The 24712-nt window shown below is 41.9% G+C and carries 23 protein-coding genes, 1 pseudogene and 1 riboswitch; of the genes and pseudogenes, 10 read left to right on the plus strand and 14 right to left on the minus strand.

Features of this window, described 5'->3' with window-relative positions:
• Positions 1 to 6 precede the first annotated feature (6 nt).
• The 7 genes from oppB to moaA all read right to left on the minus strand — a co-directional run bounded on the left by oppB (position 7) and on the right by moaA (position 6294).
• Positions 7 to 927: an oligopeptide ABC transporter permease OppB gene (gene oppB, locus BS333_RS09015; protein WP_021707892.1), complete on the minus strand. Its 921-nt coding sequence runs from the start codon at positions 925 to 927 to the stop codon at positions 7 to 9.
• 107 nt (positions 928 to 1034) lie between these two features.
• The gene (locus tag BS333_RS09020) at positions 1035 to 2666 is read right to left on the minus strand and encodes an ABC transporter substrate-binding protein (RefSeq protein WP_021707893.1); all 1632 of its coding nucleotides are present in this window, start codon (positions 2664 to 2666) and stop codon (positions 1035 to 1037) included.
• A 792-nt stretch (positions 2667 to 3458) separates the two neighbouring features.
• The gene (moaE, locus tag BS333_RS09025; protein ID WP_021707894.1) at positions 3459 to 3911 is read right to left on the minus strand and encodes a molybdopterin synthase catalytic subunit MoaE; all 453 of its coding nucleotides are present in this window, start codon (positions 3909 to 3911) and stop codon (positions 3459 to 3461) included.
• Between the two features lies 1 nt (position 3912).
• The gene (gene moaD, locus BS333_RS09030; RefSeq protein WP_021707895.1) at positions 3913 to 4170 is read right to left on the minus strand and encodes a molybdopterin synthase sulfur carrier subunit; all 258 of its coding nucleotides are present in this window, start codon (positions 4168 to 4170) and stop codon (positions 3913 to 3915) included.
• A complete protein-coding gene (gene moaC / locus BS333_RS09035) occupies positions 4167 to 4646 on the minus strand; it encodes a cyclic pyranopterin monophosphate synthase MoaC (RefSeq protein ID WP_021707896.1) in 480 nt (159 codons plus the stop codon). The genes moaD and moaC overlap by 4 nt, the downstream gene beginning before the upstream one ends.
• A 25-nt stretch (positions 4647 to 4671) precedes the next feature.
• Entirely contained in the window at positions 4672 to 5178 is a 507-nt protein-coding gene (moaB, locus tag BS333_RS09040) for a molybdenum cofactor biosynthesis protein B (RefSeq protein ID WP_021707897.1), read from the minus strand.
• A 126-nt stretch (positions 5179 to 5304) separates the two neighbouring features.
• Positions 5305 to 6294 carry a GTP 3',8-cyclase MoaA gene (moaA, locus tag BS333_RS09045; RefSeq protein WP_021707898.1) on the minus strand — a complete coding sequence of 330 codons (990 nt, stop codon included), beginning with the start codon at positions 6292 to 6294 and terminating at the stop codon, positions 5305 to 5307.
• A riboswitch (molybdenum cofactor riboswitch) is annotated at positions 6283 to 6451 on the minus strand. Its footprint overlaps the gene before it by 12 nt.
• Before the next feature lie 163 nt (positions 6452 to 6614).
• On the opposite strand from moaA, the gene BS333_RS09050 reads away from it, so the two are divergent.
• Positions 6615 to 7502 (plus strand): YvcK family protein, encoded by an 888-nt coding sequence (locus BS333_RS09050; RefSeq protein ID WP_021707899.1) that lies wholly within the window; start codon positions 6615 to 6617, stop codon positions 7500 to 7502.
• Positions 7503 to 7703: 201 nt separating this feature from the next.
• Here BS333_RS09050 and luxU read toward each other — a convergent pair whose 3' ends face one another.
• The 3 genes from luxU to uvrB all read right to left on the minus strand — a co-directional run bounded on the left by luxU (position 7704) and on the right by uvrB (position 11685).
• Positions 7704 to 8048, minus strand: coding sequence for a quorum-sensing phosphorelay protein LuxU (gene luxU, locus BS333_RS09055; protein ID WP_021707900.1), 345 nt, complete (start codon positions 8046 to 8048; stop codon positions 7704 to 7706).
• Positions 8045 to 9448: a quorum-sensing sigma-54 dependent transcriptional regulator LuxO gene (gene luxO / locus BS333_RS09060; RefSeq protein WP_021707901.1), complete on the minus strand. Its 1404-nt coding sequence runs from the start codon at positions 9446 to 9448 to the stop codon at positions 8045 to 8047. Before luxO ends, luxU begins: the two co-directional genes overlap by 4 nt.
• Positions 9449 to 9654: 206 nt before the next feature.
• A complete protein-coding gene (gene uvrB, locus BS333_RS09065) occupies positions 9655 to 11685 on the minus strand; it encodes an excinuclease ABC subunit UvrB (RefSeq protein ID WP_021707902.1) in 2031 nt (676 codons plus the stop codon).
• Between the two features lie 412 nt (positions 11686 to 12097).
• On the opposite strand from uvrB, the gene BS333_RS09070 reads away from it, so the two are divergent.
• Entirely contained in the window at positions 12098 to 12310 is a 213-nt protein-coding gene (locus BS333_RS09070; protein WP_033003075.1) for a hypothetical protein, read from the plus strand.
• Here the strand turns inward: BS333_RS09070 and sph are convergent.
• From sph to BS333_RS09085, 3 genes are all read right to left on the minus strand, one after another.
• A complete protein-coding gene (gene sph, locus BS333_RS09075) occupies positions 12307 to 13791 on the minus strand; it encodes a sphingomyelin phosphodiesterase (protein ID WP_227739109.1) in 1485 nt (494 codons plus the stop codon). The genes BS333_RS09070 and sph overlap by 4 nt on opposite strands.
• A gap of 303 nt (positions 13792 to 14094) precedes the next feature.
• Positions 14095 to 14598, minus strand: coding sequence for a hypothetical protein (locus BS333_RS09080; RefSeq protein ID WP_021707904.1), 504 nt, complete (start codon positions 14596 to 14598; stop codon positions 14095 to 14097).
• Complete coding sequence (locus BS333_RS09085; RefSeq protein WP_021707905.1) at positions 14588 to 15421, minus strand: winged helix-turn-helix domain-containing protein; 834 nt, start codon at positions 15419 to 15421, stop codon at positions 14588 to 14590. Before BS333_RS09085 ends, BS333_RS09080 begins: the two co-directional genes overlap by 11 nt.
• A gap of 806 nt (positions 15422 to 16227) precedes the next feature.
• Here BS333_RS09085 and rsxA point away from each other — a divergent pair.
• The 8 genes from rsxA (at position 16228) to gloA (ending at position 23657) form a co-directional block, all read left to right on the plus strand.
• Positions 16228 to 16806, plus strand: a complete 579-nt coding sequence (gene rsxA, locus BS333_RS09090) for an electron transport complex subunit RsxA (protein WP_033003078.1) — start codon at positions 16228 to 16230, stop codon at positions 16804 to 16806.
• A gap of 5 nt (positions 16807 to 16811) precedes the next feature.
• Positions 16812 to 17405, plus strand: a complete 594-nt coding sequence (gene rsxB, locus BS333_RS09095) for an electron transport complex subunit RsxB (protein ID WP_021707907.1) — start codon at positions 16812 to 16814, stop codon at positions 17403 to 17405.
• 8 nt (positions 17406 to 17413) lie between these two features.
• Positions 17414 to 20080, plus strand: coding sequence for an electron transport complex subunit RsxC (gene rsxC / locus BS333_RS09100; protein ID WP_101903880.1), 2667 nt, complete (start codon positions 17414 to 17416; stop codon positions 20078 to 20080).
• On the plus strand, positions 20080 to 21126 hold the full coding sequence (rsxD, locus tag BS333_RS09105; protein ID WP_021707909.1) for an electron transport complex subunit RsxD: 1047 nt from the start codon (positions 20080 to 20082) through the stop codon (positions 21124 to 21126). The genes rsxC and rsxD overlap by 1 nt, the downstream gene beginning before the upstream one ends.
• 7 nt (positions 21127 to 21133) lie before the next feature.
• On the plus strand, positions 21134 to 21772 hold the full coding sequence (rsxG, locus tag BS333_RS09110; protein WP_021707910.1) for an electron transport complex subunit RsxG: 639 nt from the start codon (positions 21134 to 21136) through the stop codon (positions 21770 to 21772).
• Entirely contained in the window at positions 21765 to 22457 is a 693-nt protein-coding gene (locus BS333_RS09115; RefSeq protein ID WP_021707911.1) for an electron transport complex subunit E, read from the plus strand. Before rsxG ends, BS333_RS09115 begins: the two co-directional genes overlap by 8 nt.
• A gap of 81 nt (positions 22458 to 22538) precedes the next feature.
• A complete protein-coding gene (gene nth, locus BS333_RS09120; RefSeq protein ID WP_021707912.1) occupies positions 22539 to 23180 on the plus strand; it encodes an endonuclease III in 642 nt (213 codons plus the stop codon).
• Positions 23181 to 23240: 60 nt separating this feature from the next.
• A complete protein-coding gene (gloA, locus tag BS333_RS09125; protein WP_021707913.1) occupies positions 23241 to 23657 on the plus strand; it encodes a lactoylglutathione lyase in 417 nt (138 codons plus the stop codon).
• Positions 23658 to 23905: 248 nt separating this feature from the next.
• On the opposite strand, the pseudogene motY reads toward gloA, so the two are convergent.
• Positions 23906 to 24712, minus strand: a pseudogene (gene motY, locus BS333_RS09130) (flagellar protein MotY); the annotation flags it as partial.

Consider the following 24712-nt stretch of genomic DNA (forward strand, 5'->3'; position numbering starts at 1 on the left):
TCCTTGTTAGTAGCGAATTTTCGGGTCAATCATTGCTAGTAGAATATCAACGACCGCGTTGAATAAAATAAACAGGAAGCCAATTAAGATGGTCACCCCCATTACTAGCGAGTAATCACGGTTAAATGCAGCATTAACAAACAGTTTACCGATACCTGGCAGACCAAAGATGGTCTCAATCACAACAGAGCCAGTAATAATACCGACAAATGCTGGCCCCATGTATGAGACAACAGGTAACAAGGCTGGCTTTAAGGCGTGTTTCAAGATGATATAGCGGTAGCTTAAGCCCTTCGCACGTGCCGTTCGAATAAAGTTACTGTTCAAGGTTTCGATCATAGAGCCACGAGTGATACGCGCAAAGGTCGCGACGTAAAGAAGTGACATACCAATGACAGGCAGCACTAGGTATTGCCAGCCACCATCTTGCCAGCCACCCGCAGGGAAAAGTTGCCATTGCAATGAGAAAAGGTAAATGAGCGCAGGTGCCAATACAAAGGAAGGCATCACTACCCCAACCATGGCTGTGGACATAATGGCATAATCAATCCACGTGTTGTGCTTCAGCGCCGCGATCGTCCCCACGGTCACACCAAGTAATAAGGTAAACACAAAAGCGATACTACCAATCGTTGCTGATACTGGCAGTGCCACTGAGATCAATTCATTCACAGTGTAATCCAAGTATTTGAACGAAGGTCCAAAGTCACCTTGAATCACATTCATTAAATAGGTTGTATATTGCTCAAATACAGGTTTATCTAAACCGTACTTGGCTTCAATGTTGGCCATAACTTCTGGCGGTAACGGACGCTCGCTCGAAAAAGGGTTACCAGGAGCAAAGCGCATAAGAAAGAACGATATTGTTATCAAAACCAACATGGTTGGGATCGCCTCAAATATCCTTTTTGCGATGAATTTAAGCATAAACTCACTCTTCCAGTCTGTGACAGTTAAAAATTAATTACAGAGAGCCTTACACGCGCTTAGATAAGTGCGTGCAGGCCATTTTTTATAGTCTTGAAGCTAAATGATTACTGAGCTTTGATATAAAGATCTTTTGAGTAGATTCTTTCTTCTGGGTTGTTAACTGGGAAGCCACCCACCGCAGGTGAAAGTAAACGTGGTTTTACGTATTGATAAATGGGTGCGATTGGCATGTCTTTTGCCATCAATGCTTCCGCTTGGTTGTACAATGCTTCACGTTCTTCATCAGATGTGGACGTGATCGCTTTTTCCATGATCGCATCGTACTCTTTGCTGCCGTAGTGAATACCACCAGTATTATTGCCGCTCTTCATTAAGGTTAGGAAAGATGAAGCCTCGTTATAATCACCACACCACCCTGCACGTGCAACTTCAAAGTTACCTGAATCTTTAGTGGATAGGTAGGACTTCCACTCTTGGTTTTCCAGTGTCACATTCAAACCAAGGCTTTTCTTCCACATTGAAGCCAATGCAATCGCCAGCTTTTTGTGGTTTTCTGACGTGTTGTAAAGCAATGAGAATTTTAGTGGGTTATCTTTGCCATAACCTGCTTCTTCCAATAGTCGTATCGCCTCAGCATTACGCTCTTTTTGGGTCATTTTACCGTAGGCTGGAAGCTCAGGGTTAAAATGTGCTGTGATTTCAGGGGTTAAAAAGTATGCCGGCTTTTGCCCTTGCCCTAAAATAGCATTAGCAACAATATCTCGATCTATGGTGTAAGAAATCGCTTTACGTACACGTGCATCATCAAATGGTGCTTTTTTCGTATTAAATAGATAGTAGTAAGTACATAAATTACCCACTACAGACACCGATTCTGGATATTCTTTTTTAAGGCGTTTAAAGTGCTCCAGTGGTACTTCATTAGTGAAATCAATTTCACCGGATAAGAAGCGGTTCATTTCTGTTACTTGGTTTTCAATAGGTAAGTAAGTCACTTGCTCTAAGACAGTTTTATCGTTGTCCCAGTATTGCTTATTTCGCTTCAATACTAGACGCTCATTCACTACCCATCTATCCAGTGAATATGCACCATTACCAACAAAATGCTCTGGTTTTGTCCATTGATCACCAAACTTCTCAACGGTCGCTTTATGTACCGGCTTCATGGTGGTGTGCCCTGACATCATGATGAAATACGGTACAGGAGAATCTAGCTCAACGACTAACGTATGTGCATCAAGTGCTTTTACACCCAGTTGGCTTTTGTCTTTTTTACCCGCAACAATTTCTTTAGCATTCTTCATCTTGGTGTATTCCATGTACCAAGAGTAAGGAGAAGCCGTTGCTGGATCGACAGCACGCTGCCAGCTGTATACAAAGTCATCGGCGGTAACAGGATCGCCGTTCGACCATTTAGCGTCTTTACGAAGGTGGAAAGTAAACGTTTTGTTATCTGCCGTTTCCCAACTTTCTGCTACACCTGGAATGGTATTTCCATCTGCATCTTGGTTAACCAGACCCTCTAATAAATCACGGATAACATGTGATTCTGGAACACCTTGAGATTTGTGCGGGTCAATGGTCGCAACTTCGGTACCGTTACCGCGAACGAGTTCTTGTTTTTCAGCAAGTTTGGTTCCGGCTGGCACATCAGCAGCAAAAGTTAGAGAAGAAGTAGAGGCCACTGCAAGGCCAGCGCTTAAAAGAAGGGCTTTCGTGATTTTATTTTTATACATGCGTAAAACTCCAAGTTTTTCATTAGCATCCATGACTCGCCTGCAAGAAACTGACTAAATCAGCATATTAGATTGGGGATGTACAAGTTATAAGCACAATATTCTAATTTCTTGCGAAGACTTTGGCACACATTAGCAACCATTGAACTAATTTGCCATAAACATATTACAAAAAAAACAATAATTCCGTAACATTCCTGCACATTCAGCAATAAACACTAGTTAAAGTGACAGATTTAGTTTTTTAATCAAGAAAATTAACTTTATTGAGACAGATATGTTGATATCAATGTAAATAACTTAAAGCTCATCAACTTAAACCAAAACGCAACCTAAAATTAACATTAATTAAACATTATTGCGATTATATTTTATGCAACTTGTTGTAATTTTGGTTTATCTTGTGAGGAAACTCGCTAAGTGGTAAGCCATCTAACATCCAATTTGTAATTAAATTGAACCAAGACATTCAACAAACAAATCCATTAAAAAGGGAAGCATTTTCATTAGGAATAAAATGTTGTTTTTAGAATAAAACTAAGCATATACCCACATGACCTCAAGATGCTTGATTCAGAGCGAGGTCACTGAGTCGAATTCAAGGAAGGCAACGAAGCGGAATAAAGTCATTTATTCAACCTTTATGCATATTGAGGTTACTTGAATGCAGTTGGGTATATTAAGGTGAAGTGGATAAGCAAGGAGTGAGAATAAATGAACGAGGCCCCCTACATTGCCTAGGCTCGCCCGCTTACTGCTCACTATATATGAGCAGTAATTATGGGAGACTGATTATTTCCAGCGTAGAGCTGCTTGCTGATCAGATTGACGAGATTCAATCCAACGACTTTCAGTGCGCGTTCGTTCCTTCTTCCAAAATGGTGCCTTTGTTTTGAGGTAATCCATGATAAATTCACACGCTTCAAATGCTGCAGCTCGATGAGCGCTTGATACGCCGACGAACACAATTTGCTCGCCTATATCCAGGTCCCCAATTCGGTGAACAATACGCACTCCTAGTAAAGGCCAACGCGATTCCGCTTGATTGCAAATATCAATAAGGCTTTTTTCTGTCATGCCTGGGTAATGTTCTAAATGTAACCCAGTAACATCAGTACCAAGATTTGTATCTCTGACTTTACCAGTAAAAGTAACCACCGCCCCTGCTGCATGAGCCGCTGACAAACGTTGATGTTCGAGCTCCAAAGAAAAGTCTTCCAGCTGTACACTTACCCTCGTATCCATTTCACCCTCCAGTCACAGGAGGAAAAAAAGCGATCTCATCGCCGAAATTAACTTTTGTATCTAATGGCACAATTTCTTGATTCACCGCAACCAATAACTTCCCAGGTTGTAGCGCTAAATCCCATTTATTTGATGCCGATGGCGCCTCTTTAACCAAGTGGGCTCTAATGGCTTCCACACAGTCAAATTCACCTTCGAGTTCGATACTCTCTACACCAACGAGCTCACGTGTCTGAGCAAAGAAAAGGACTTTAATCATAGTTCCGCCTTAAAGTGTCCTGATTTACCACCTGTTTTTTCCAATAAACGAACTTGACTGATAACCATGTCTTTTTGTACTGCTTTACACATGTCATATATCGTTAGCGCCGCAACAGAAGCCGCAGTAAGGGCTTCCATTTCAACTCCGGTTTTCCCTGCAAGTTTACAGGTCGACTCGATGCGCACTTGACTTGTTTCTTCGAGAGCTTCTAGCTGTACTTCAACTTTAGAAAGTAACAAGGGGTGACAAAGTGGAATTAAGTCCCATGTTTTTTTTGCGGCCTGAATGCCTGCCAAACGTGCAGTAGCAAAAACATCGCCTTTATGGTGTTGGCCAGACACGATCAGCTTTAATGTCTCTGGTTCCATATCAACGAAAGCCTCCGCACGAGCTTCTCGTACGGTTTCGGCTTTCATAGATACATCAACCATGTTTGCTTCACCAGAAGCATTAATATGTGTAAGTTGCGTCATTGTTTTCTCTTGGTGCAAAGGTCAATTATAAATGAGGCATAAAATTGCATGGGCGATGACTGGCATCGAGTTGCTGTTGGATAATTCTCGTCCAACCTGTTCTACAAGCACCTGTAGAACCTGGCATAGCAAAGATAACCGTATGGTTGGCAAAACCCGCAATAGCACGTGATTGAATCGTTGATGTACCGATCTCTTCATAAGAGACCATGCGGAACAACTCACCAAAACCTTCGACTTCTTTATCAAAAAGTGGCTTCAGAGCTTCAGGAGTGCTATCACGAGAAGTAAAACCTGTACCACCTGTTACTAGGATTGCTTGAATATTTTCATCTGCAATCCATTGAGAAACAATCGCACGAATTTTGTATCTGTCGTCAATCACAATTTTTTTATCGACTACATGATGGCCCGCTTGTTTTGCTTGTTCCACAAGGTAGCCGCCTGACGTATCATTTTCTTCAGTGCGAGTATCAGATACGGTCAAAACCGCTATCGATGCGGCTTGAAATTGACTTTCTGCATGTCCCATTTATTCACCTATTCTTAAATTGACTTAAACCATTATTGAAATCACTCTCGGTTGCCTTATGTTCTGTTGACCTCAAGATACTTGATTCAGAGCAAGGTCACTGAGTATAAGAGCAAACCTTTTCCGTTACCCGCCAATTGAGGCAAGATGTGGCGTCATTCCTGTATGACCATCGTGCAACGAATGACTGATGGACTTTGTTTGTAATTGTGATTGAATTCTTGAAACTAATTCGTTTTCTTGTTCGTCATGCTGCAACAAATCTCGCAGTTCAATGCCATGATCTCCAAATAAACACAGGTGTAACTTTCCTGTTGCTGAGATACGCAATCGATTACAGCTTTCGCAAAAACCTTTCTCATAGGGCATGATCAAACCAATTTCACCTTTATAGTCTGGGTGAAAAAATACTTGAGCAGGCCCATCTTGTTGAGAGCGAGTTTTTAATAGCCAACCATCAGCCATTAACTGGTTGCGGATCGCGACACCAGAAACATGATGGTTTGCAAATAATTCATCCATATCACCCGTTTGCATTAATTCAATAAAACGTAATTGAATGGGACGTTCTTTTATCCATTGAAGAAAGGCAGGCAATTCACGATGGTTCAAATTTTTCATTAAAACCACGTTCACTTTGACTTGCTCGTAGCCAACCTCGAAGGCTCGGTCAATGCCGCTCATCACTTGTGCAAACTTATTTTCACCAGTAATTTGCTGGAACATACGCGGATCAAGGCTATCTACACTCACATTAATATGAGTCAAACCGGCAGAACGCCAATCAGCAACATGCTTAGCCATTCGGTAACCGTTTGTCGTGGTTGCAACCTGATTAATGCCTGATGTACCAGCAACCGTCTCGATAATCTGAGTAAAATCTTTACGCAAGCTCGGTTCCCCACCGGTGATGCGCACTTTTGACGTGCCACAACCTGCAAACGCCTTCGATATACGATTGATCTCAGGAAGAGATAAAAAGGATGAGTTTTTCTTTCCCGACGGTTGATAGCCATCAGGAAGACAATAAGTACATTTGAAATTACATACGTCCGTCACTGACAGGCGCAAGTAATAAAACTTACGATGAAATTTATCTTCTAATTGTTGTGCCACGGAACACCTTTCCAAGTATGGGAGGCAAAATCATTTCCAATTTTACCCTTGTGACAACACGTCACTGGCTCAAAGTGCTTATCTAAATAATTTTCGGATCTTTTTGATCTACATCAATATTTTTGACTTAGCACAGTGAGCTCGGAGTTATGGCAGTCAGAGAAAGTGACTCTCTAACAGCTGTGCAGTAAAATACTTAATATTAGCTTAAGAAGCCAGTTAAAAAGTCACCATCCGCACAATTTATGATGAATTCAGTACCTCTCGTATGAGCTTTCAGGTAAATTATTCATGGTTGACACAAACATTAGAAAAGCTTGATGGATATATACTCGACAAAGAAAATCGTAGCCGTTGGTGGTGGCCACGGATTAGGCCGAATTTTAGCGGCTTTAAAAGACTTTGGCAGTAACGCAACAGGTATTGTCGCAACAACCGATAACGGCGGTTCGACAGGTAGGATACGACATTGCCAAGGTGGGATCGCTTGGGGAGATACCCGAAACTGCATCAACCAATTGATTACAGAACCTTCGGTCAGTTCGATGATGTTCGAGTATCGGTTTAAAGGTGCAGGTGAACTCGATGGACATAACTTGGGTAACCTGATGCTAACAGCCTTGGATAACCTATCGGTTCGCCCCCTAGAAGCCATCGATCTTATTAGAAACATGCTTAAAGTCGATGTGAATATTATTCCAATGTCAGAGCACCCTTCTGATCTTACCGCTTTATCAACAGATGGCACATGGATTACAGGTGAAACCAATATCGACGATATGACCTCTACACTGCGTCGCTTAGATTTGTCACCAGAAGTTCCTGCAACAAAAGAAACACTTTCAGCAATTAAAGAAGCCGACGCTATAATCCTTGGGCCTGGTAGCTTTCTAACAAGCATCATGCCGCCATTGCTCTTACCTGAATTAGGTAAAGCCATTGCAAATAACCCTACAGCGAAAGTTATTTTTGTTGCCAATTTAAGCCCGGAACATGGACCTGCCGGCCATATGTCAATGAAACAAAAACTGGAGTGGTGCGAACGCGCTTGCCATGGTAGAAAAATTGACGTGGTTCTCACTGAGCAAGCAGAACAAGAAGTACTCGATAGCTGGCACGTGGTCACTCAACCGCTCGCATCTACAAACCGTGACTGGCGCCATGATAGAGAGCGGTTAAAGTCAGCAATCGAAAATGAAATCAGTTAAGCATATTTACTGAGACTTCAAGATGTTTGATTAAAAGCGATACAGTCAAAGCCAAAACATCAATAAAACGTGTCAGGTGAAACGACTCACCTGATATGATCCACGTTATCAAGCTTAGAGACTCTTAAGCAATATACCCAAGTGACCTCAAGGTGCCTGATTCAGAGTGAGATAACTTAGAGATATTGTCGATCTTTTATCTCATTGAACCCAACAGCGGTACACTTCGCGAGTTTGCTTAAGACAATCTAATAATCTAGCCGCCTCTATTTGTTCATCGTTAAGCGTTTGGGCTTTCGCTTTTTTATCAATCATGATCGCAAGCTGACATAGTTGAGCAGCTCCGAAGCTGGCAGCACTACTTTTAAGGGCATGACTCACCTCAGTTAAATACTCGATCAGCTCATGGCCTTGCAGTTCAGGTAAATTAGAGATGTAGCTGTCTAACTCAGTGATGAAAATTTCTAATAATATTGGAACATTTTCACTCCCAATTTCCTGCGATAAAGACTCAATATCACTACGGTTTAAAATATCAGTACTCATACGCTCTGTTTTTCTTCCTTATTGTTCCATGCCTGTAATTTCCTATACAGGGTGGACGGACTTACATCTAAATAACCTGAAGCACGTGGAATATTACCATCACATGCTTTAATCGCTTGCTCAATGGCTATCTTCTCTGTCATCCATAAAGGAAGGATATCAGAAGCTTTCAAAGACTGGCTTTGTAACGATGTTATTTCAGCCTTTCTTGCGATCGGATGATTGAGTGGAGGTGGCAGCATGTCTAGTGTGATTTCTTTACCGTTATTCAAAACCACAATATTTCTTAGTACGTTTTGTAACTGTCTTACATTACCAGGCCACTCATAATGATTAAATCGTTCAATAACTTCAGCAGCGAAGCGAACAAAGTTTTTTCCTTCTTCTTTAGACATGTAACCAAGCAAAGAATACGCTATCTCAATCACATCTTCTCCACGCTCACGTAAAGGTGGTAGATGGAGAGGGATAACATAGAGACGGTAATACAAATCTTCACGAAAGCGCCCTTCCTGTACTTCTTTCCAAGGATCTCTATTGGTTGCACAGACAAAACGTACATCGACACTTTTCATTTTCGACGAGCCTACTTTTTGAAAAGTACCCGTCTGGATGAAACGTAATAGCTTGGTTTGAAGATCCAAATCCATTTCGCACAATTCATCAAGAAAGAGGGTTCCACCATCGGCGAGCTCTGCCGCACCTTGGCGATCATTTGCGGCTCCCGTAAACGCCCCTTTTACATGCCCAAAAAGTTCACTTTCAATCAGATCTTTAGGTATTGCAGCACAGTTAATCGCAATAAAAGGTTTATCGCCACGCTTACTCGCAGCATGGATGGCTTCAGCACAAACTTCTTTACCTGTCCCGCTTTCACCAGTGATAAAGATACTTGCTTTACTGCTTGCTGCGGAGTCAATGGTTCGATAAACCTGCTGCATTGTTTGGCTACTTCCAATAAAGCCTTGGTAATTTTGCTCACCAGGATTATCTGCTTCGTTTTTCAGTTTCGTAGCTTTGCGAATCGCATTATTTACCGTTACTCGCAGACGGTCAGCTTCACAGGGCTTAATCAAAAAGTCTTGCGAACCATGTCGCATGGCTTCAACTGCCGTATCAATCGAGCCGTGAGCAGTCATGAAGATAATTGGAACATCTGGGTTATTCTTCTTTACAGCATGTAAAACGTCCATACCCGTCATGTCAGGCAAGCGTAAATCGAGAAGTATCAAATCTGGCGTTCGATTTTTGAGGCTTTCGATCGCATCCCTACCTGTACCAACAATATTAATGTCGATGCCAAGTGGGGTAAGATAAGAACGGTATAAAGCGGCAACAGACGCTGTATCTTCTACCATCAAAAGATAACGTGATTTAGGGCTATGTGGTGTTGATTGCATACGATAAACAGTTTGTTTTGTATTTTACACAATAATCGCATTACGCATTGCACTTTGCAATTTTTGGCCCACTATAGGTTGGAATAAATCACGTTATTTTCAATAATCGAGCCTATAAAGTATCAAGTTTCAAGTTTCAAGTTTCAACAAAATACCCTCAAAGCTCTGTATTAAAATACCCAAAGTCACTTCAGATACTCTAGACCTTAGCTATTAGCAATAAATTGAGAGCGCAGTTGCTCAATTTCGTCACGCTTTTGCGCTGCTAATTCAAATTCAAGATTCTGTGCGTGTTGATACATTTCTGTCTCTAGTTTACTGATCTCTTTCTCTAGTTGCTGGGGAGTCATAGCAGTATAAACTTTCGAAGGTTCGGCAACTTTGGATAGTGGTACAGTCTGCTGAGTTCGTTGACGTTTAGACTTAGTGATATCACCCAACTCCATAATATCTTTGACATTACGTTTTAAAGCTTGGGGGATAATGCCCATTTCTATATTGTAAGTATGCTGCTTTTCACGACGCCTTTCGGTTTCATCCATGGCTTTTTTCATCGACTTAGTAATCGAATCACCATATAAAATTGCTTTACCGTTAATATTTCTCGCCGCTCGACCAATTGTCTGAATAAGAGAACGTTCGGAACGTAAAAAACCTTCCTTATCCGCATCCAGAATCGCCACTAAAGAGACCTCTGGCATATCTAAACCTTCACGTAGTAGGTTGATGCCAACCAAAACATCAAACTCACCCAAACGAAGATCTCGTATAATCTCGACTCGCTCTACAGTATCGATGTCTGAGTGCAAGTATCGAACTTTTACGTCATGTTCATGAAGGTACTCGGTTAAATCTTCTGCCATACGCTTGGTCAAGGTGGTGACAAGTACTCGCTCATTAATGGCACTACGAATACGGATTTCAGACAATAAGTCATCAACCTGAGTCGCGACTGGACGTACTTCTAATTCAGGATCGAGTAAACCCGTTGGACGAACAACTTGATCGGCGATTTCCCCAGCTGATTTCTCCAATTCATAGTTTCCAGGCGTCGCGGAAACAAAGATAGTCTGTGGTGAAATTGCTTCAAACTCCTCAAACTTCATCGGTCTATTATCAAGAGCAGAAGGCAGACGGAAACCAAATTCAACCAGCGTTTCCTTGCGCGATCGATCGCCTTTATACATCGCCCCGATTTGAGGCACCGTCACGTGTGACTCATCGATAATTAATAAACCGTCATGAGGCAAGTAATCAAATAGCGTAGGCGGTGGCTCTCCCTCGGCGCGGCCACTCAGATAACGTGAGTAGTTTTCAATTCCAGAACAAAAACCAAGTTCATTCATCATTTCAATATCAAATTGAGTTCGCTGAGAAATACGCTGCTCTTCCAGCAATTTATTATCGTCAAGCAGTTGCTTTTTGCGTATTTCTAATTCAACTTTAATCTTCTCAATCGCCTCTAACACTCGATCACGAGGCGTCACATAGTGGGTCTTTGGATAAATAGTATAACGTGGCAAATCTCGTTGTTTAACCACACCAGTGAGTGGGTCAAACACACTGATACTGTCGATTTCATCATCGAACATCTCAATTCTAACCGCATCTTGATCCGATTCTGCGGGAAAAATATCAATCACTTCACCACGAACTCGAAACTGTCCTCGTTCAAACGATACGTCGTTGCGGGAATACTGTAATTCAGCAAGACGCCTGAGCATATCACGCTGATCTATCACGTCACCTCGCCGAACATGCAGCATCATTTTTAGATAAGATTCAGGGTCACCAAGACCATAGATCGCTGATACTGAGGCGACAATAATGGCATCTTTACGTTCTAGTAAGGCTTTTGTGGCAGACAGGCGCATCTGCTCTATATGTGCATTAACAGAAGCATCTTTTTCAATAAAAGTATCCGTCGTCGGAACGTAAGCTTCTGGCTGGTAATAATCATAATAAGAAACGAAATACTCAACAGCATTATTTGGAAAAAATGCCTTCATTTCTCCATAAAGTTGGGCTGCAAGTGTTTTGTTAGGAGCAAGAAGAATTGCGGGCCTTTGTGCCTGTGCGATAACATTTGCGAGGGTAAACGTTTTACCTGAGCCCGTAACACCTAAAAGAGTTTGGTGGGCCAAACCTGAATCCAAACCGTCCAGTAACTGCAGGATAGCCGTGGGCTGATCTCCAGAGGGGCGATAGTCGGATACTAATTCGTACACTTTGCTCATAACGTTCCTTAACTTTTCAAACCTTTCGAATGCTACTGCGATACTCAAGTCAGTGCAAAGTATTTGCCTCTATTTGTACCCTAATTATTGAGTTAGGGATTACCTGCCTAAGTCATTCAAGAAAAAGCAATGGACCAAATTAAATCACTTATACACAAGTGACCTCAAGATACTTGAGTATATAAATATAGAGTAAGCAATTGGAAAGCGATGTGAAAGATCAACAAGATAGAGATTTATCCTTACTCAATTTTCATTAACACAGTTATCCACAAATTTGGTGGATAACTACTCCGAGGCCTTTATCCTCAAAGCCTCTGAGAAAGTAAAGATTTTTTTAAATTATTAAAACCTACCTCTTTCATAAATCTTTTATCCCTAAGTGACGACAAGGTGCTTGGTTTAGACACTTATGAGCGCTTCAAAGCTTATCACCTCAATAGAACAATCAGCACATCAACAGAACAATCAGCACATCAACAGAACAGCCGTTCTACCTTCAATAAAAAAACCAACAGCTTGTTCGCTACTGGCTTTATGCACTGGTAACCTAATTCATGCATTGATATGCCCAAGTGACTTCAATATGCTCGATTTAGAGCGAGGTTACTTGGGTATAGCCTAATTATAAGTCAAGTTAGACTTCCAATCTGAGTATTCAAACTCCGGCATTTCAATAATGAACAGGCCATTATCACTTACAGGAAGCTCACTGAGAGTCTGAATGTATGAGTCATGAGGCTCTAAATATTTATCTTCTGATTGAGTAATAAAGTGTGAATGATCGTACAGGAAAACAACATCACCATTTTGTATACAATCATCAGATTGATGCTTACGACTGATCCTCATAAAGTCTGCCGAGTTATCGAATCTTGTGTAGTAGCTATTACCCTGCCAAGTCCAGTAATAGTCTTTATAATTATCCATTCTCGAGATCTGAACATAGTCATTATCTCGAATACAAAAGCCATTGTAAGGACGCCAATTATCGAGTTTAAAGGTGGCATTCGTAACAGAGCCATCCATACCGTAACCTAGCCAACCATTATCTCTGTTGGCATCTGCGTAAACGTATTGCCCAGTTGACTGATGCTTCAACTTGATTGAGTTATAAGGTTTATTAATTGGTCGAGAGCTTTGAGTTTGTGTTTGTTCGTTTGCATAATCAAATGCTACAACTGGAAAATGATCAGAGTATTCGTAAAAATAGAAACTTTCTTGACTTCCTGACACTTCAACCCTCTCTGAAATAGGGTCTAGAATTTGATTGTGCCAATTCTCCGGCTGCTTATGGCTGCGTTCAACAAGAATGTAGTCAAGGAGCTGTCCTTGAAAACCTGGATAACTATCATTCGTAAAACCATTCGCTGCAGGATCCCAAGAGTACGGCGCTCCAGCATAATTTGTCGGTTCAACAACGTTTAAGTCATCCAGCATCGACTGAAACTCAGATGATTGCTTAGCAACATTTAAGTCACCTGCAATAAAAACCATTTCATCTTTTGAACGACCCGATCTAGCAACATAGCTTTGAATATCTTTAAATTGCTCACTTCGAATGACTTCAGGTGAAACCGTGCAGAGGCTATCATCAGCTTGAACATGGGTACCAATGATATTATAAAGTTCACCACCTTTATTAATAACGGTATGGATGAAACCTTTCTGCGATGCTTTATCAGCACCACAACTCGAGCCAAATATCACCTGAGCTTGGTACTCGATTGGATACTTACTTAGGATAACGACACCGCCATCATCTGCAGCCATGGTTCGCCATCCTTCCGTTTTATCCCATCCTTCTTGAGTTCGACCAAGAACAGGGGTTCGATACTTAAACTTATCTGATAAGCCATCTAAAAGTATTTCACTGGCTTGATTATCGAATACCTCATTAAACACGACCACATCGGTGTTATCAAAGATTGACGATTTGGCAATTAAGTTTGCTCGCTTGTCAGGGTTTGTTTTCCCAACAACAGGACTTAAAATACGTTCTAGCATATAAACGTTGTAGTTCATTAGCCTTGGAACATCGGTTGTGCTGCTTGCATTGACTTGAAATTGCATCAACACAGAAAATAAAATGACAAAATATTTCACTATAATCCCCCCACTTTTTGGATACAAAACATCATCCCAAAAGTGACAGAACTATCAATAAAATTTCAGTTAAAAAGCACTTATTAATTTGTGATATTATAAATGCTTGTGACTAATTATGACTTAATATTGTTTATTTCTCTTTATATACCCAAGTGACCTCAACTGCGTAATTTAAACCAATAAAAATGAGTTAAAATCATTATAAGTCAACTATTTAAAACAAAATCAGACAACTAAACCTCTGCGTCTAACTCAAACTAAAGTAGGTGTAATAAGGCAACACATTTAATAAATAAAACGTTACAACCAATCAAACTTTCCAAGCGTCATTTTCTTTATGGGTTTATCTGAAATTAACAATAGATACCCACCCGGTAACTCTTCAACAATTTGGATTGATTTCATAAATGCCCGTTTACGTTTCGCACTGATGTATTTTTTAAACAAGAGCAAACCTTTAGTTTCTTTCAAATCTAGGTCAACATTATGAATTTCTTCACTGGTAATAGTCGCATGGTAAAGCCCCTTATAATTTGTTGTAATATAGCCGTACGTATGCATTTTCAGCATATCTTCCATACCCGTTTCTTTTAAAATAGTGAGTGACTCAAAATTCTGATCTCTTAAGAAAGCTTCGACATGTTCTGTTGCAACGTAATCATGCGTTGAAGAAACATAGTTAGTCGTAACACTGAATGTTGCTTCTTTATCAGAAGCAAGTCCTACATTTATCACGAAAGATATGACCATTATTAGAATACTAGCAATAAGAAATGCTAGACTTTTTTTATTATCAGTGAACATGGTGGTGTAATTCTTCCTTAATTAGAGAGACTAACTTTTGACCAGTATCTGTTTTTTTCAATATGATCACTACGTTTTGTGGTGCATCTGAATCCCGGATAGTAACAAGTGAAAAAGTCTCACGCGTGTACAGCATAACAACCCTACTAACGATACCGTTTTGTTTAAGTTCTAATATGTAAGAATTCAAGCTTTCCGATATATCATCAACATTGAGATCTGGTTCAACATAGATGGTCAACACATCTGATACTTCAACTTTGTGCATCGAGGTCCAGGAGCTTGCTTCAAATTTTGGCTGAGAGTAGATAAACGGTACACTGGCAGCAACCAAAAGAGACGCTATACCCAAAACAATACAAAGATAATTTTTGACGTTGTGATTTTTCTTTACCTTTGTCTCTACCTCCAAAGATGCTTCTTGAGGTGTGTTAAAAGACGTCTCTTTACTTTCTGGTTCAATAGAGTCTGATATATTTTTTGAACTGAGCTCAACCTCTTTCACTTCACTATTAAAAACAGCATCACTCTCAAACTTGTAGCCTATTTTCGCAACCGTCTTGAGGTACTTTTGTTCCTTACCGCTATCTTCTAAAAGCTGCCTAATCGAACGAATCGATTGGGTGAGAGAACCCTCAGAAACATGCTTTCCTGGCCATGCTCCCGTTAACAACTCTTCTTTAGTTGTCACCTTTCCAGCATTTTTACACAAAATGAGTATCACGAGGTGATCATGGTAACCTATACGACGCTCTTCGTCGGTAAGTATGTTTTTAGCTAAAGGGTGCTCTAAATCTATCAACCAATTTTTAATTCTATACATAATTTTCTAGCCTGGCGTTAACCCTTTCTTTACTTCCATTAAAACCCAAAAACGGGCCGTACCATTCATTTCAGACACATCCAACAGGAAAATGTATACGTTTGTTTTATTTGAATTTGCCCCTAAAAAAATCAGTAACCCCGGGCACCGTCAATTGATAGACCGATAACCAAAAAACTCACTATAAGTAACTTATTAATTTACTCAAAATAAAAAATAATAAATCTAAATGGTGTAAAACCAGTACACCTTAAAAATCATAAATAAAATGTGATTTCATGAATTATTGATTAAAAAAAAATAAAAATGTTAATAAAACAAGAAAGCTTTAAACGTCAAAATTCAGAAAACATTACAAATTTTTCCACTATACGATTAGACATATCAATAAAAGGGTTAAAAAAATGTAAGATAAATTTTAATTTGAGTAATAATTCTAATTATTAAAGGCACATCTTACATTTCCAAAGAATTGGAATTTCACCTATTTTCTTTATGGTTAATAAAGTGGAGTTCAATGCTAGACATCCACTTTTTAAGTAAACCGTACTAGGATCTATTGCCTTTTCTCCATCGTAAAACTTCTTATATTGAAATAGTTCGGGAAGTAAAGGTTATGAGCTCTAAGGTCTTGTCTCTGTCTTGAGGTTCATACCCAAATAACTTCAAGCTGTTCTGAATCAAGCATCATGAGGCTACTTGGGCAGTTATCAACCTAAATGCTGAAAACCTTATCTTTCACTGGTTGTTATTGATGTCACAAAGCACGATAATAGGGATATCGGATTACAATGAATGTGTTAGCTATGACCGAATATATGCTGCTGTTAGTTGGAACAGTTTTGGTTAATAATTTTGTGCTGGTCAAATTTCTTGGCCTCTGTCCTTTTATGGGAGTCTCTAAGAAGCTTGAGACAGCAATTGGTATGGGGCTGGCCACCACTTTTGTCCTCACTCTAGCTTCAGTCTCAGCATACCTAGTGGAAAGTTACATCCTGCGTCCATTAGGGATTGAGTACTTAAGGACCATGAGTTTTATTTTGGTCATCGCCGTCGTGGTTCAGTTCACTGAAATGGTCGTTCACAAGACTAGCCCAACGTTATACCGCTTGCTTGGGATCTTTTTACCTTTAATTACAACAAATTGTGCTGTTTTAGGTGTGGCTTTACTGAATATCAATGAAAATCATAATTTTATAGAATCTATTATTTATGGTTTTGGAGCCGCTGTTGGCTTCTCTCTTGTACTGATCTTATTTGCTTCGATGCGTGAGCGTATTGCTGCGGCGGATGTACCTGTCCCTTTTAAAGGCGCTTCAATCGCGATGATCACTGCAGGTCTCATGTCTCTAGCCTTTATGGGCTTTACTGGATTGGTGAAATAAAAAAGATGAATACTATATTTATCGCTATCATTGCCATCGCCCTACTTGCCGCCATTTTCGGCGCTGTACTTGGCTTTGCTTCTATACGCTTTAAAGTAGAAGCAGATCCAATCGTTGACCAAATTGATTCATTATTGCCTCAAACTCAATGTGGGCAATGCGGATACCCTGGCTGTAGACCTTATGCAGAAGCAATTGCTAACGGTGACAAAATTAATAAATGTCCTCCAGGTGGCCAAACGACCATTGAGAAACTCGCCGACCTCATGGGAGTTGAGGCAGAAGAATCTGCACATGACCTCGTTAATAACGTCAAAACGGTTGCTTTCATTCATGAAGACATGTGTATTGGTTGCACAAAATGTATTCAAGCTTGCCCCGTTGATGCCATCGTCGGTGGAACTAAAGCACTACACACAGTGATTAAAGATGAATGTACTGGCTGTGACTTATGCGTCGCACCATGCCCAACAGACTGTATTGAGATGATCCCATTAGAAACGACCACCGATAGCTGGAAATGGCAATTGAATGCTATTCCTGTGACAAACATTACGGATGCTGCTGATTCAGCTCACCGAAGCAATTCGATTAATTAAGGTTTGATATGTTGTCTTTGATTGAACAAATTCGTGCTGGCTCGTTATGGGACTTTCCTGGTGGAGTACATCCAGCAGAAAATAAAAAGCAATCCAACAAGATGTCATTAGTACATGCATCGATCCCATCAGAAATTGTGCTCCCATTAAAACAGCACATTGGCAAATCGGGTAACTTACTGGTTGCTACTGGAGATTACGTCTTAAAAGGTCAACCACTGACCGCTTCTGATACCGGTTTTACGATTCCTGTTCATGCACCGACTTCAGGACATATACGAGCCATAGAGTCTAGGACTGTTGCCCACCCTTCTGGACTGTCCGAGCTTTGCGCAGTTATTATTCCTGATGGTAATGAGACTTGGTGTCCAAGAACACCGATTGAAGACTATACCAAAATGTCTAAGGAATCTCTTATCGATGTCATTCGTCTGGCGGGTATTTCTGGAATGGGTGGTGCAGGCTTTCCAACGGCAAAAAAACTCCAATCAGGTCTTGCACGAACAGAGATACTCATTGTTAACGCAGCAGAGTGCGAGCCCTATATTACCGCCGATGATAAACTCATGCAGGAGCATGCGGACGAGCTTTTACAAGGGATCGAAATAGTTGAACATATTCTCAATCCCAAACTGACAATCATTGGTATCGAAGATAATAAGCCTGATGCAATAAAAGCGCTTGAGCACGCAGCAAAAGAGAAGAACATTCTTATCCGCGTGATTCCAACCAAGTATCCCTCTGGTGGAGAAAAGCAGCTTATCAAGATTTTAACCAACAAAGAAATCCCCAGTGGTGCCATTCCTGCTGATATTGGTGTTTTAGTACAAAACGTAGGTTCACTCTTCTCAATTAAGCGTGCTGTCATTAACGGTGAGCCTATGATTAACCGTATTGTCACGCTGACAGGTGATACCTTTAAACAACCTCGCAATGTTTGGGCCTTACTCGGGACTCCGGTACAAGCGCTTCTGGATGAGTTTGGTTATAAAGCTGAACGAAAGCTGCAGCGCCTGATTATGGGTGGCCCGATGATGGGCTTTACCCTCCCTCATGCACAAGTGCCCATTACAAAAACCGCAAACTGTATTCTGGCACCGAAAAGACGTGAAATCGCTATTTCAAAAGATGAAATGGAATGCATTCGCTGTGGAGCCTGCGCTGAAGTGTGTCCTGCCACGTTACTCCCTCAGCAATTGCAATGGTATGCAAAAAGCCAAGAGTACGAAAAGCTCGAAGAGCTCAACCTCAAAGATTGTATTGAGTGTGGAGCTTGTGCCTTTGTTTGCCCGAGTGAAATTCCATTGGTTGAGTATTACCGCCAAGCGAAAGCAGAAATACGCGCTCAAGCTCAAGAAGCGGCGGCGGCTGAAAGAGCAAGAGCCCGCTTCGAAGAAAAACAAGCCCGTATGGAGCGAGAAAAAGCTGAACGTGAAAACCGGTTCAAAAAAGCAGCCGATGAACGCCGTAAAGACATGAAGGCATCAGGGGGAGATGACGCCGTTGCAGCGGCAATCGCGAGAGTCAAAGCACAAAAAGACGCTTCTGAAACCAATATAGAGCCTACCGTTAAACCGGCTGTAGCGGCTGCAATTGCCAAAGCCAAAGCAAAACAGGCCGCTGCCAAAGAAGCTGGACAGACGGAGCCTGACAACGAAGAAATGAGCAAGCTGAGGGAAGAACGTAAACGATTGGCTCGCGAACGTAAAGCATTGAAAGAAAAACAAGATGCCTCTTCTGAAGCCATTGACCCTTCGCCATCAGTCGCATCAAACGATGACCCGAAAAAAGCCGCAGTCGCTGCTGCCATCGCTCGTGCTAAAGCGCGCAAAACTCAGCAAGACGCACCTGCTGAATCGACCGACACTGCATCAACGGCTGCATCAAACGATGACCCGAAAAAAGCCGCAGTCGCTGCTGCCATCGCTCGTGCCAAAGCGCGTAAAGCTCAGCAAGACGCACCTGCTGAACCAAACGAAGCTGCACCAGCGGCTGCATCAAACGATGACCCGAAAAAAGCCGCAGTCGCTGCTGCCATCGCTCGTGCTAAAGCGCGCAAAACTCAGCAAGACGCACCTGCTGAATCGACTTACACAGCATCAACGGCTGCATCAAGCGATGACCCGAAAAAAGCCGCAGTCGCTGCTGCTATCGCTCGCGCCAAAGCGCGTAAAGCTCAGCAAGACGCGCCTGCTGAATCGACCGACACAGCATCAACGGCTGCATCAAGCGATGACCCGAAAAAAGCCGCAGTCGCTGCTGCCATCGCTCGTGCTAAAGCGCGCAAAACTCAGCAAGACGCACCTGCTGAATCTACCGACACAGCATCAACGGCTGCATCAAGCGATGACCCGAAAAAAGCCGCAGTCGCTGCTGCCATCGCTCGTGCCAAAGCGCGTAAAGCTCAGCAAGACGCACCTGCTGAATCGACCGAAGCTACACCAACGGCTGCATCAAGCAATGACCCGAAAAAAGCCGCAGTCGCTGCTGCCATCGCTCGTGCCAAAGCGCGTAAAGCTCAGCAAGATACTCCTGCTGAATCGACCGAAGCTACACCAGCGGCTGCATCAAGCGATGACCCGAAAAAAGCCGCAGTCGCTGCTGCTATCGCTCGCGCCAAAGCGCGTAAGGCTAAGCAAGACGCGAATAAAAATAATATTGAGGAGAACAAGTAATGTCGTTCTTTATTGCCAGTTCACCGCATGCTCATAATCGCCGAAATACGGCTGATCTGATGAAATGGGTAGCTTTGTGTGCCATACCAGGTTTAATCGCCCAAAGTTATTTCTTCGGTTGGGGAACGTTGATTCAACTAGTATTCGCTATCATCGTTGCGGTATCACTTGAATTCACCGTGATGCTGATTCGTAAACGCTCTCCAATGCGTGCACTTCGAGATAATAGCGCTATAGTAACCGCTTGGTTACTCGCGATTTCAATCCCACCTTGGTCACCTTGGTGGCTCATTGTCATTGGTTTATTTTTTGCGATCATAGTTGCTAAACACCTCTATGGTGGCATTGGCCAAAACCTATTTAACCCGGCGATGGTGGCTTATGTCGTCTTACTGATCTCATTTCCCGTTCAAATGACCAGTTGGAGTGCGCCCGTATCGTTGATCACTCAACATACAGGGTTTATTGATACTTTTTCACTGATTTTTACCGGTTATAACTTTGATGGCCTCTCACTACAGCAAGTTCGTTCGGGCGTTGACGGGTTTACGATGGCAACACCACTGGACACCTTTAAAACAGGACTCATGAGTGGCTCAACACCGAGCGAGGTTCTCACACAACCTATCTTTGATGGCTTAGCTGGTGTCGGTTGGCAATGGGTTAATATTGCTTACTTTATCGGCGGCGTCATTATGCTCAAAAAGCGCATAATCCAGTGGTATATTCCCGTTGGCTTCCTCGTTAGCCTAACATTATTTAGCACCATTTTTAGCCTCATTACTCCAGGTGAAACGGCATCGCCTCTCCTACACCTTCTATCCGGTGCCACAATGCTAGGCGCTTTCTTTATTGCAACGGACCCAGTATCTGCTTCCACCACGGTCAAAGGCAGACTCATTTTTGGTGCCCTTATTGGCGGGTTAGTCTTTATTATTCGCAGTTGGGGAGGTTTCCCAGATGGCGTCGCATTTGCTGTGCTTATCGCTAATATGTGTGTTCCTCTAATCGATTATTACACTAAACCAAGAACTTACGGTCATTGAGGCAAACATGTTAAACGCTATTAGAAAAAATGGGGTAACGCTAGCGATCTTCGCTTGTGCTACAACAGGAGTTGTCGCATTAACCCAATACCTGACTAAAGACCAAATTAAACTCCAAGAGCAAAAGCAGTTACTATCGTTGCTCAATCAGGTTATTCCAGAAAGTATCCACGATAATAACTTGGTAACCTCTTGTCGATTAGTGTCTGCGCTGGAGTTAGGGACGACACACTCGATGCCCGCTTACCTCGCGACCAAAAATGGTCAACCTGTAGCACTAGCGATTGAATCCATTGCTCCTAATGGCTATAACGGACAGATTAAAATCCTAACGGGCATTAATAACCAAGGGAAAATCCTCGGTACTCGAGTTTTAAACCATCAAGAGACACCAGGGCTTGGTGACAAAATCGACCTGCGGATTACAGATTGGATCTTAAGCTTTACCGGAAAACAAGTCACAGAAAATAACTGGAATAGCTGGCATGTACGTAAGGATGGTGGCGATTTTGATCAGTTTACCGGTGCCACGATTACTCCACGTGCGGTCGTCAAAGCCGTAAGAAATACGGTAGATTACGTGAACAAACACCGTGATGAAATCAACCGTCAGTCATCAGACTGTTATGGAGAAAACCATGAGTGAAAATAAGCAACTGATGAAAAATGGCTTGTGGAGTAATAACCCAGCCTTAGTGCAATTACTCGGCTTGTGCCCCTTATTAGCCGTGTCATCAACCGTTACCAACGCTCTAGGATTAGGTATTGCAACCCTACTCGTTCTGGTTGGCTCTAATGTAAGCGTCTCTTTAATTCGTAATTTTGTGCCAAAAGAGATCAGAATACCTGTCTTTGTCATGATTATTGCCGCATTAGTGACCTGCGTACAACTGTTGATGAACGCCTACACATATGGTCTCTACTTGTCACTTGGTATATTCATTCCCCTCATTGTGACTAACTGCATCATCATTGGTCGAGCAGAAGCATACGCATCCAAAAATGCGGTCCTTCCTGCTGCCCTAGATGGTCTGTGGATGGGTTTAGGTATGACCTCAGTGTTGGTTGTACTCGGTGCGGTACGAGAATTATTAGGCAATGGAACACTGTTTGATGGTGCAGACCTTTTAATGGGTGAATGGGCTTCAGTACTTCGCCTGCAAGTTTTTCAGTTTGATAACAGCTTTTTACTGGCATTACTACCACCTGGCGCTTTCATCTTTGTTGGATTTTTAATCGCCTTTAAGAATATGATTGATAACTCTTTCAAAGCTCGCCAACCAAAAAAAGATAAGCCATCAATCGAAAGAGCTCGCGTAACAAACGCTTAATTAACCCTAATGCAAAGGCTCTCTTGTCTAGGGAGCACCTTTCATCAGCCTGTAAATGGTTAGTGAAATTGGAAGCCGACAATGAATAAAACAAAAAGAATTGAAATCCTTGAGCGATTAAGAGAGAACAACCCTAACCCTCAAACCGAGCTAAACTGGGAAACACCTTTTGAGCTTTTAATCGCTGTACTGTTATCTGCACAAGCAACCGATGTCAGTGTTAACAAAGCCACAGATAAGCTCTACCCTGTCGCCAATACGCCGCAAGCTATTTTTGATTTAGGTGTTGATGGTCTCAAAGAGTATATTAAAACCATCGGCTTATTTAACTCGAAAGCTGAAAATACCATCAAAACTTGCCGTATCTTACTCGATAAACACGACGGGCAAGTACCTGAAAATCGGGAAGCTCTAGAAGCTTTACCTGGAGTTGGCCGAAAAACTGCGAATGTCGTTCTCAATACAGCATTTGGTTGGCCAACTATCGCGGTCGACACCCACATCTATCGTGTTTCAAATCGAACAAAATTCGCTATGGGTAAAACCGTTGACGATGTGGAAGAAAAGCTGCTAAAAGTCGTCCCAAAAGAGTTTAAACTTGATGTGCATCACTGGCTTATTCTTCACGGTCGTTACACCTGTGTAGCAAGAAAACCGCGCTGTGGCAGTTGTATCATTGAAGATCTATGCGAGTTCAAAGAAAAAATTTATCCAGATAACTAGGGGCTGCTGACCCTAACCAGAGATAAAACCTAATTAACTACCATCGTTGGGAGCAACACTATGTCAAACGGTCGAATTCTTCACACTATGCTACGCGTGGGTGATTTAGAAAAATCAATTAAATTTTACACTGAAGTGATGGGAATGAACCTCCTCCGCACTAACGAAAATCAAGCCTATGAATACACTCTTGCATTCTTAGGCTATGGTGATGAGTCTCAGGGAGCAGTGATTGAACTTACCTATAACTGGGGAACGACAGAATATGATCTTGGCAATGCTTTCGGGCATATTGCCATTGGGGTTGATGATATTTACTCAACTTGTGACGCAATCAAAGCGGCTGGTGGCAATGTGACTCGAGAGCCAGGTCCAGTAAAAGGTGGCAGTACCCATATCGCTTTCGTTAAAGATCCAGACAATTACATGATAGAGCTTATTCAAAATAAACAAGCCAGTGCGGGATTAGAAGGCTGAGCCCATTAGCTTAATAAAAAAGCTATAAACTTAGTAAAATCTCTTAGCGAAAAAAGCACCATTCGCTGAAAAAACCGCTCGATAGATCAATAAGTTAGGCAGGCTAATGATGGCTTGCCTTAATTTTACAGAGCTTTCATAGAGGAAAACCTCAAAAGGCGCGGTTCAACAAGACAAACTCGGCTACATGAGTTGCATTATTTAACCCACTCCTCATTTAACCCATTCCCCCTTCCCCCCAGAAAACGTTATATCGAAGAACGCCCCAAAGATATCACCACTCTACGGTTCTTATCTTTACCTATCGGCGAAGCATTATCCGCAATCGGTCTACGTTTACCATAACCGTGAACCCGTATCCTATCTTCTGCCAACCCTAATGATTGGAAATACTCACGTAACGTTTCTGCCCGCCTTTCCGAAAGATTTTGGCTCACGCTTTTGCTTTCCGTTGCGTCGGTATACGAAGCCACCAGCACGAGATCAATATCTTGATTATGTTTAATATAGTCAGCAATCTGCGTCAAACGCTTCTTAGACGCTTTCGTGAGTTGATCGCCTTGGCGTTCGTAGTGAAGGATAGTAAATGAGATATCCTCAAAGCTGTATTTCAATAGGTTAGAAATGCAGTCACTGAAGACTTGGTATTTTTGCTGAAACAGCACAGAAGACAGCGCTACTTCTATTCGCTGATCTCTACTCTGCCAATCTTGATAACTGAATGTTGGGTATCGACCTTTTTCTAATTCTGCTAGCATTCCCCAAGCCGTTTGCCCTCCGACATAACCATCAAACTGTTTGAAAAACTTCAAACTGCTCATTCGATCAGCATGATCACCAGGACGCCATGGCGGTGGCATAGAAATGAGACTGACGTTACGTGTTTCCCCCATTGGTCGACGCATTTTCAATTCAAAGTCTAAGTTAATTTTCTTACTAGCATGAGACGAAAAAACAGCATCTCCAAATCCTGGAATAGGGTGGACTAACTGACATTCCAGTGGGGTATTTTTAACCATCTCCCACTCGGATTGTTGTGGAGTTGCAACATAGTG

This window comes from Vibrio azureus (genome assembly GCF_002849855.1).
GTDB lineage: Bacteria > Pseudomonadota > Gammaproteobacteria > Enterobacterales > Vibrionaceae > Vibrio > Vibrio azureus.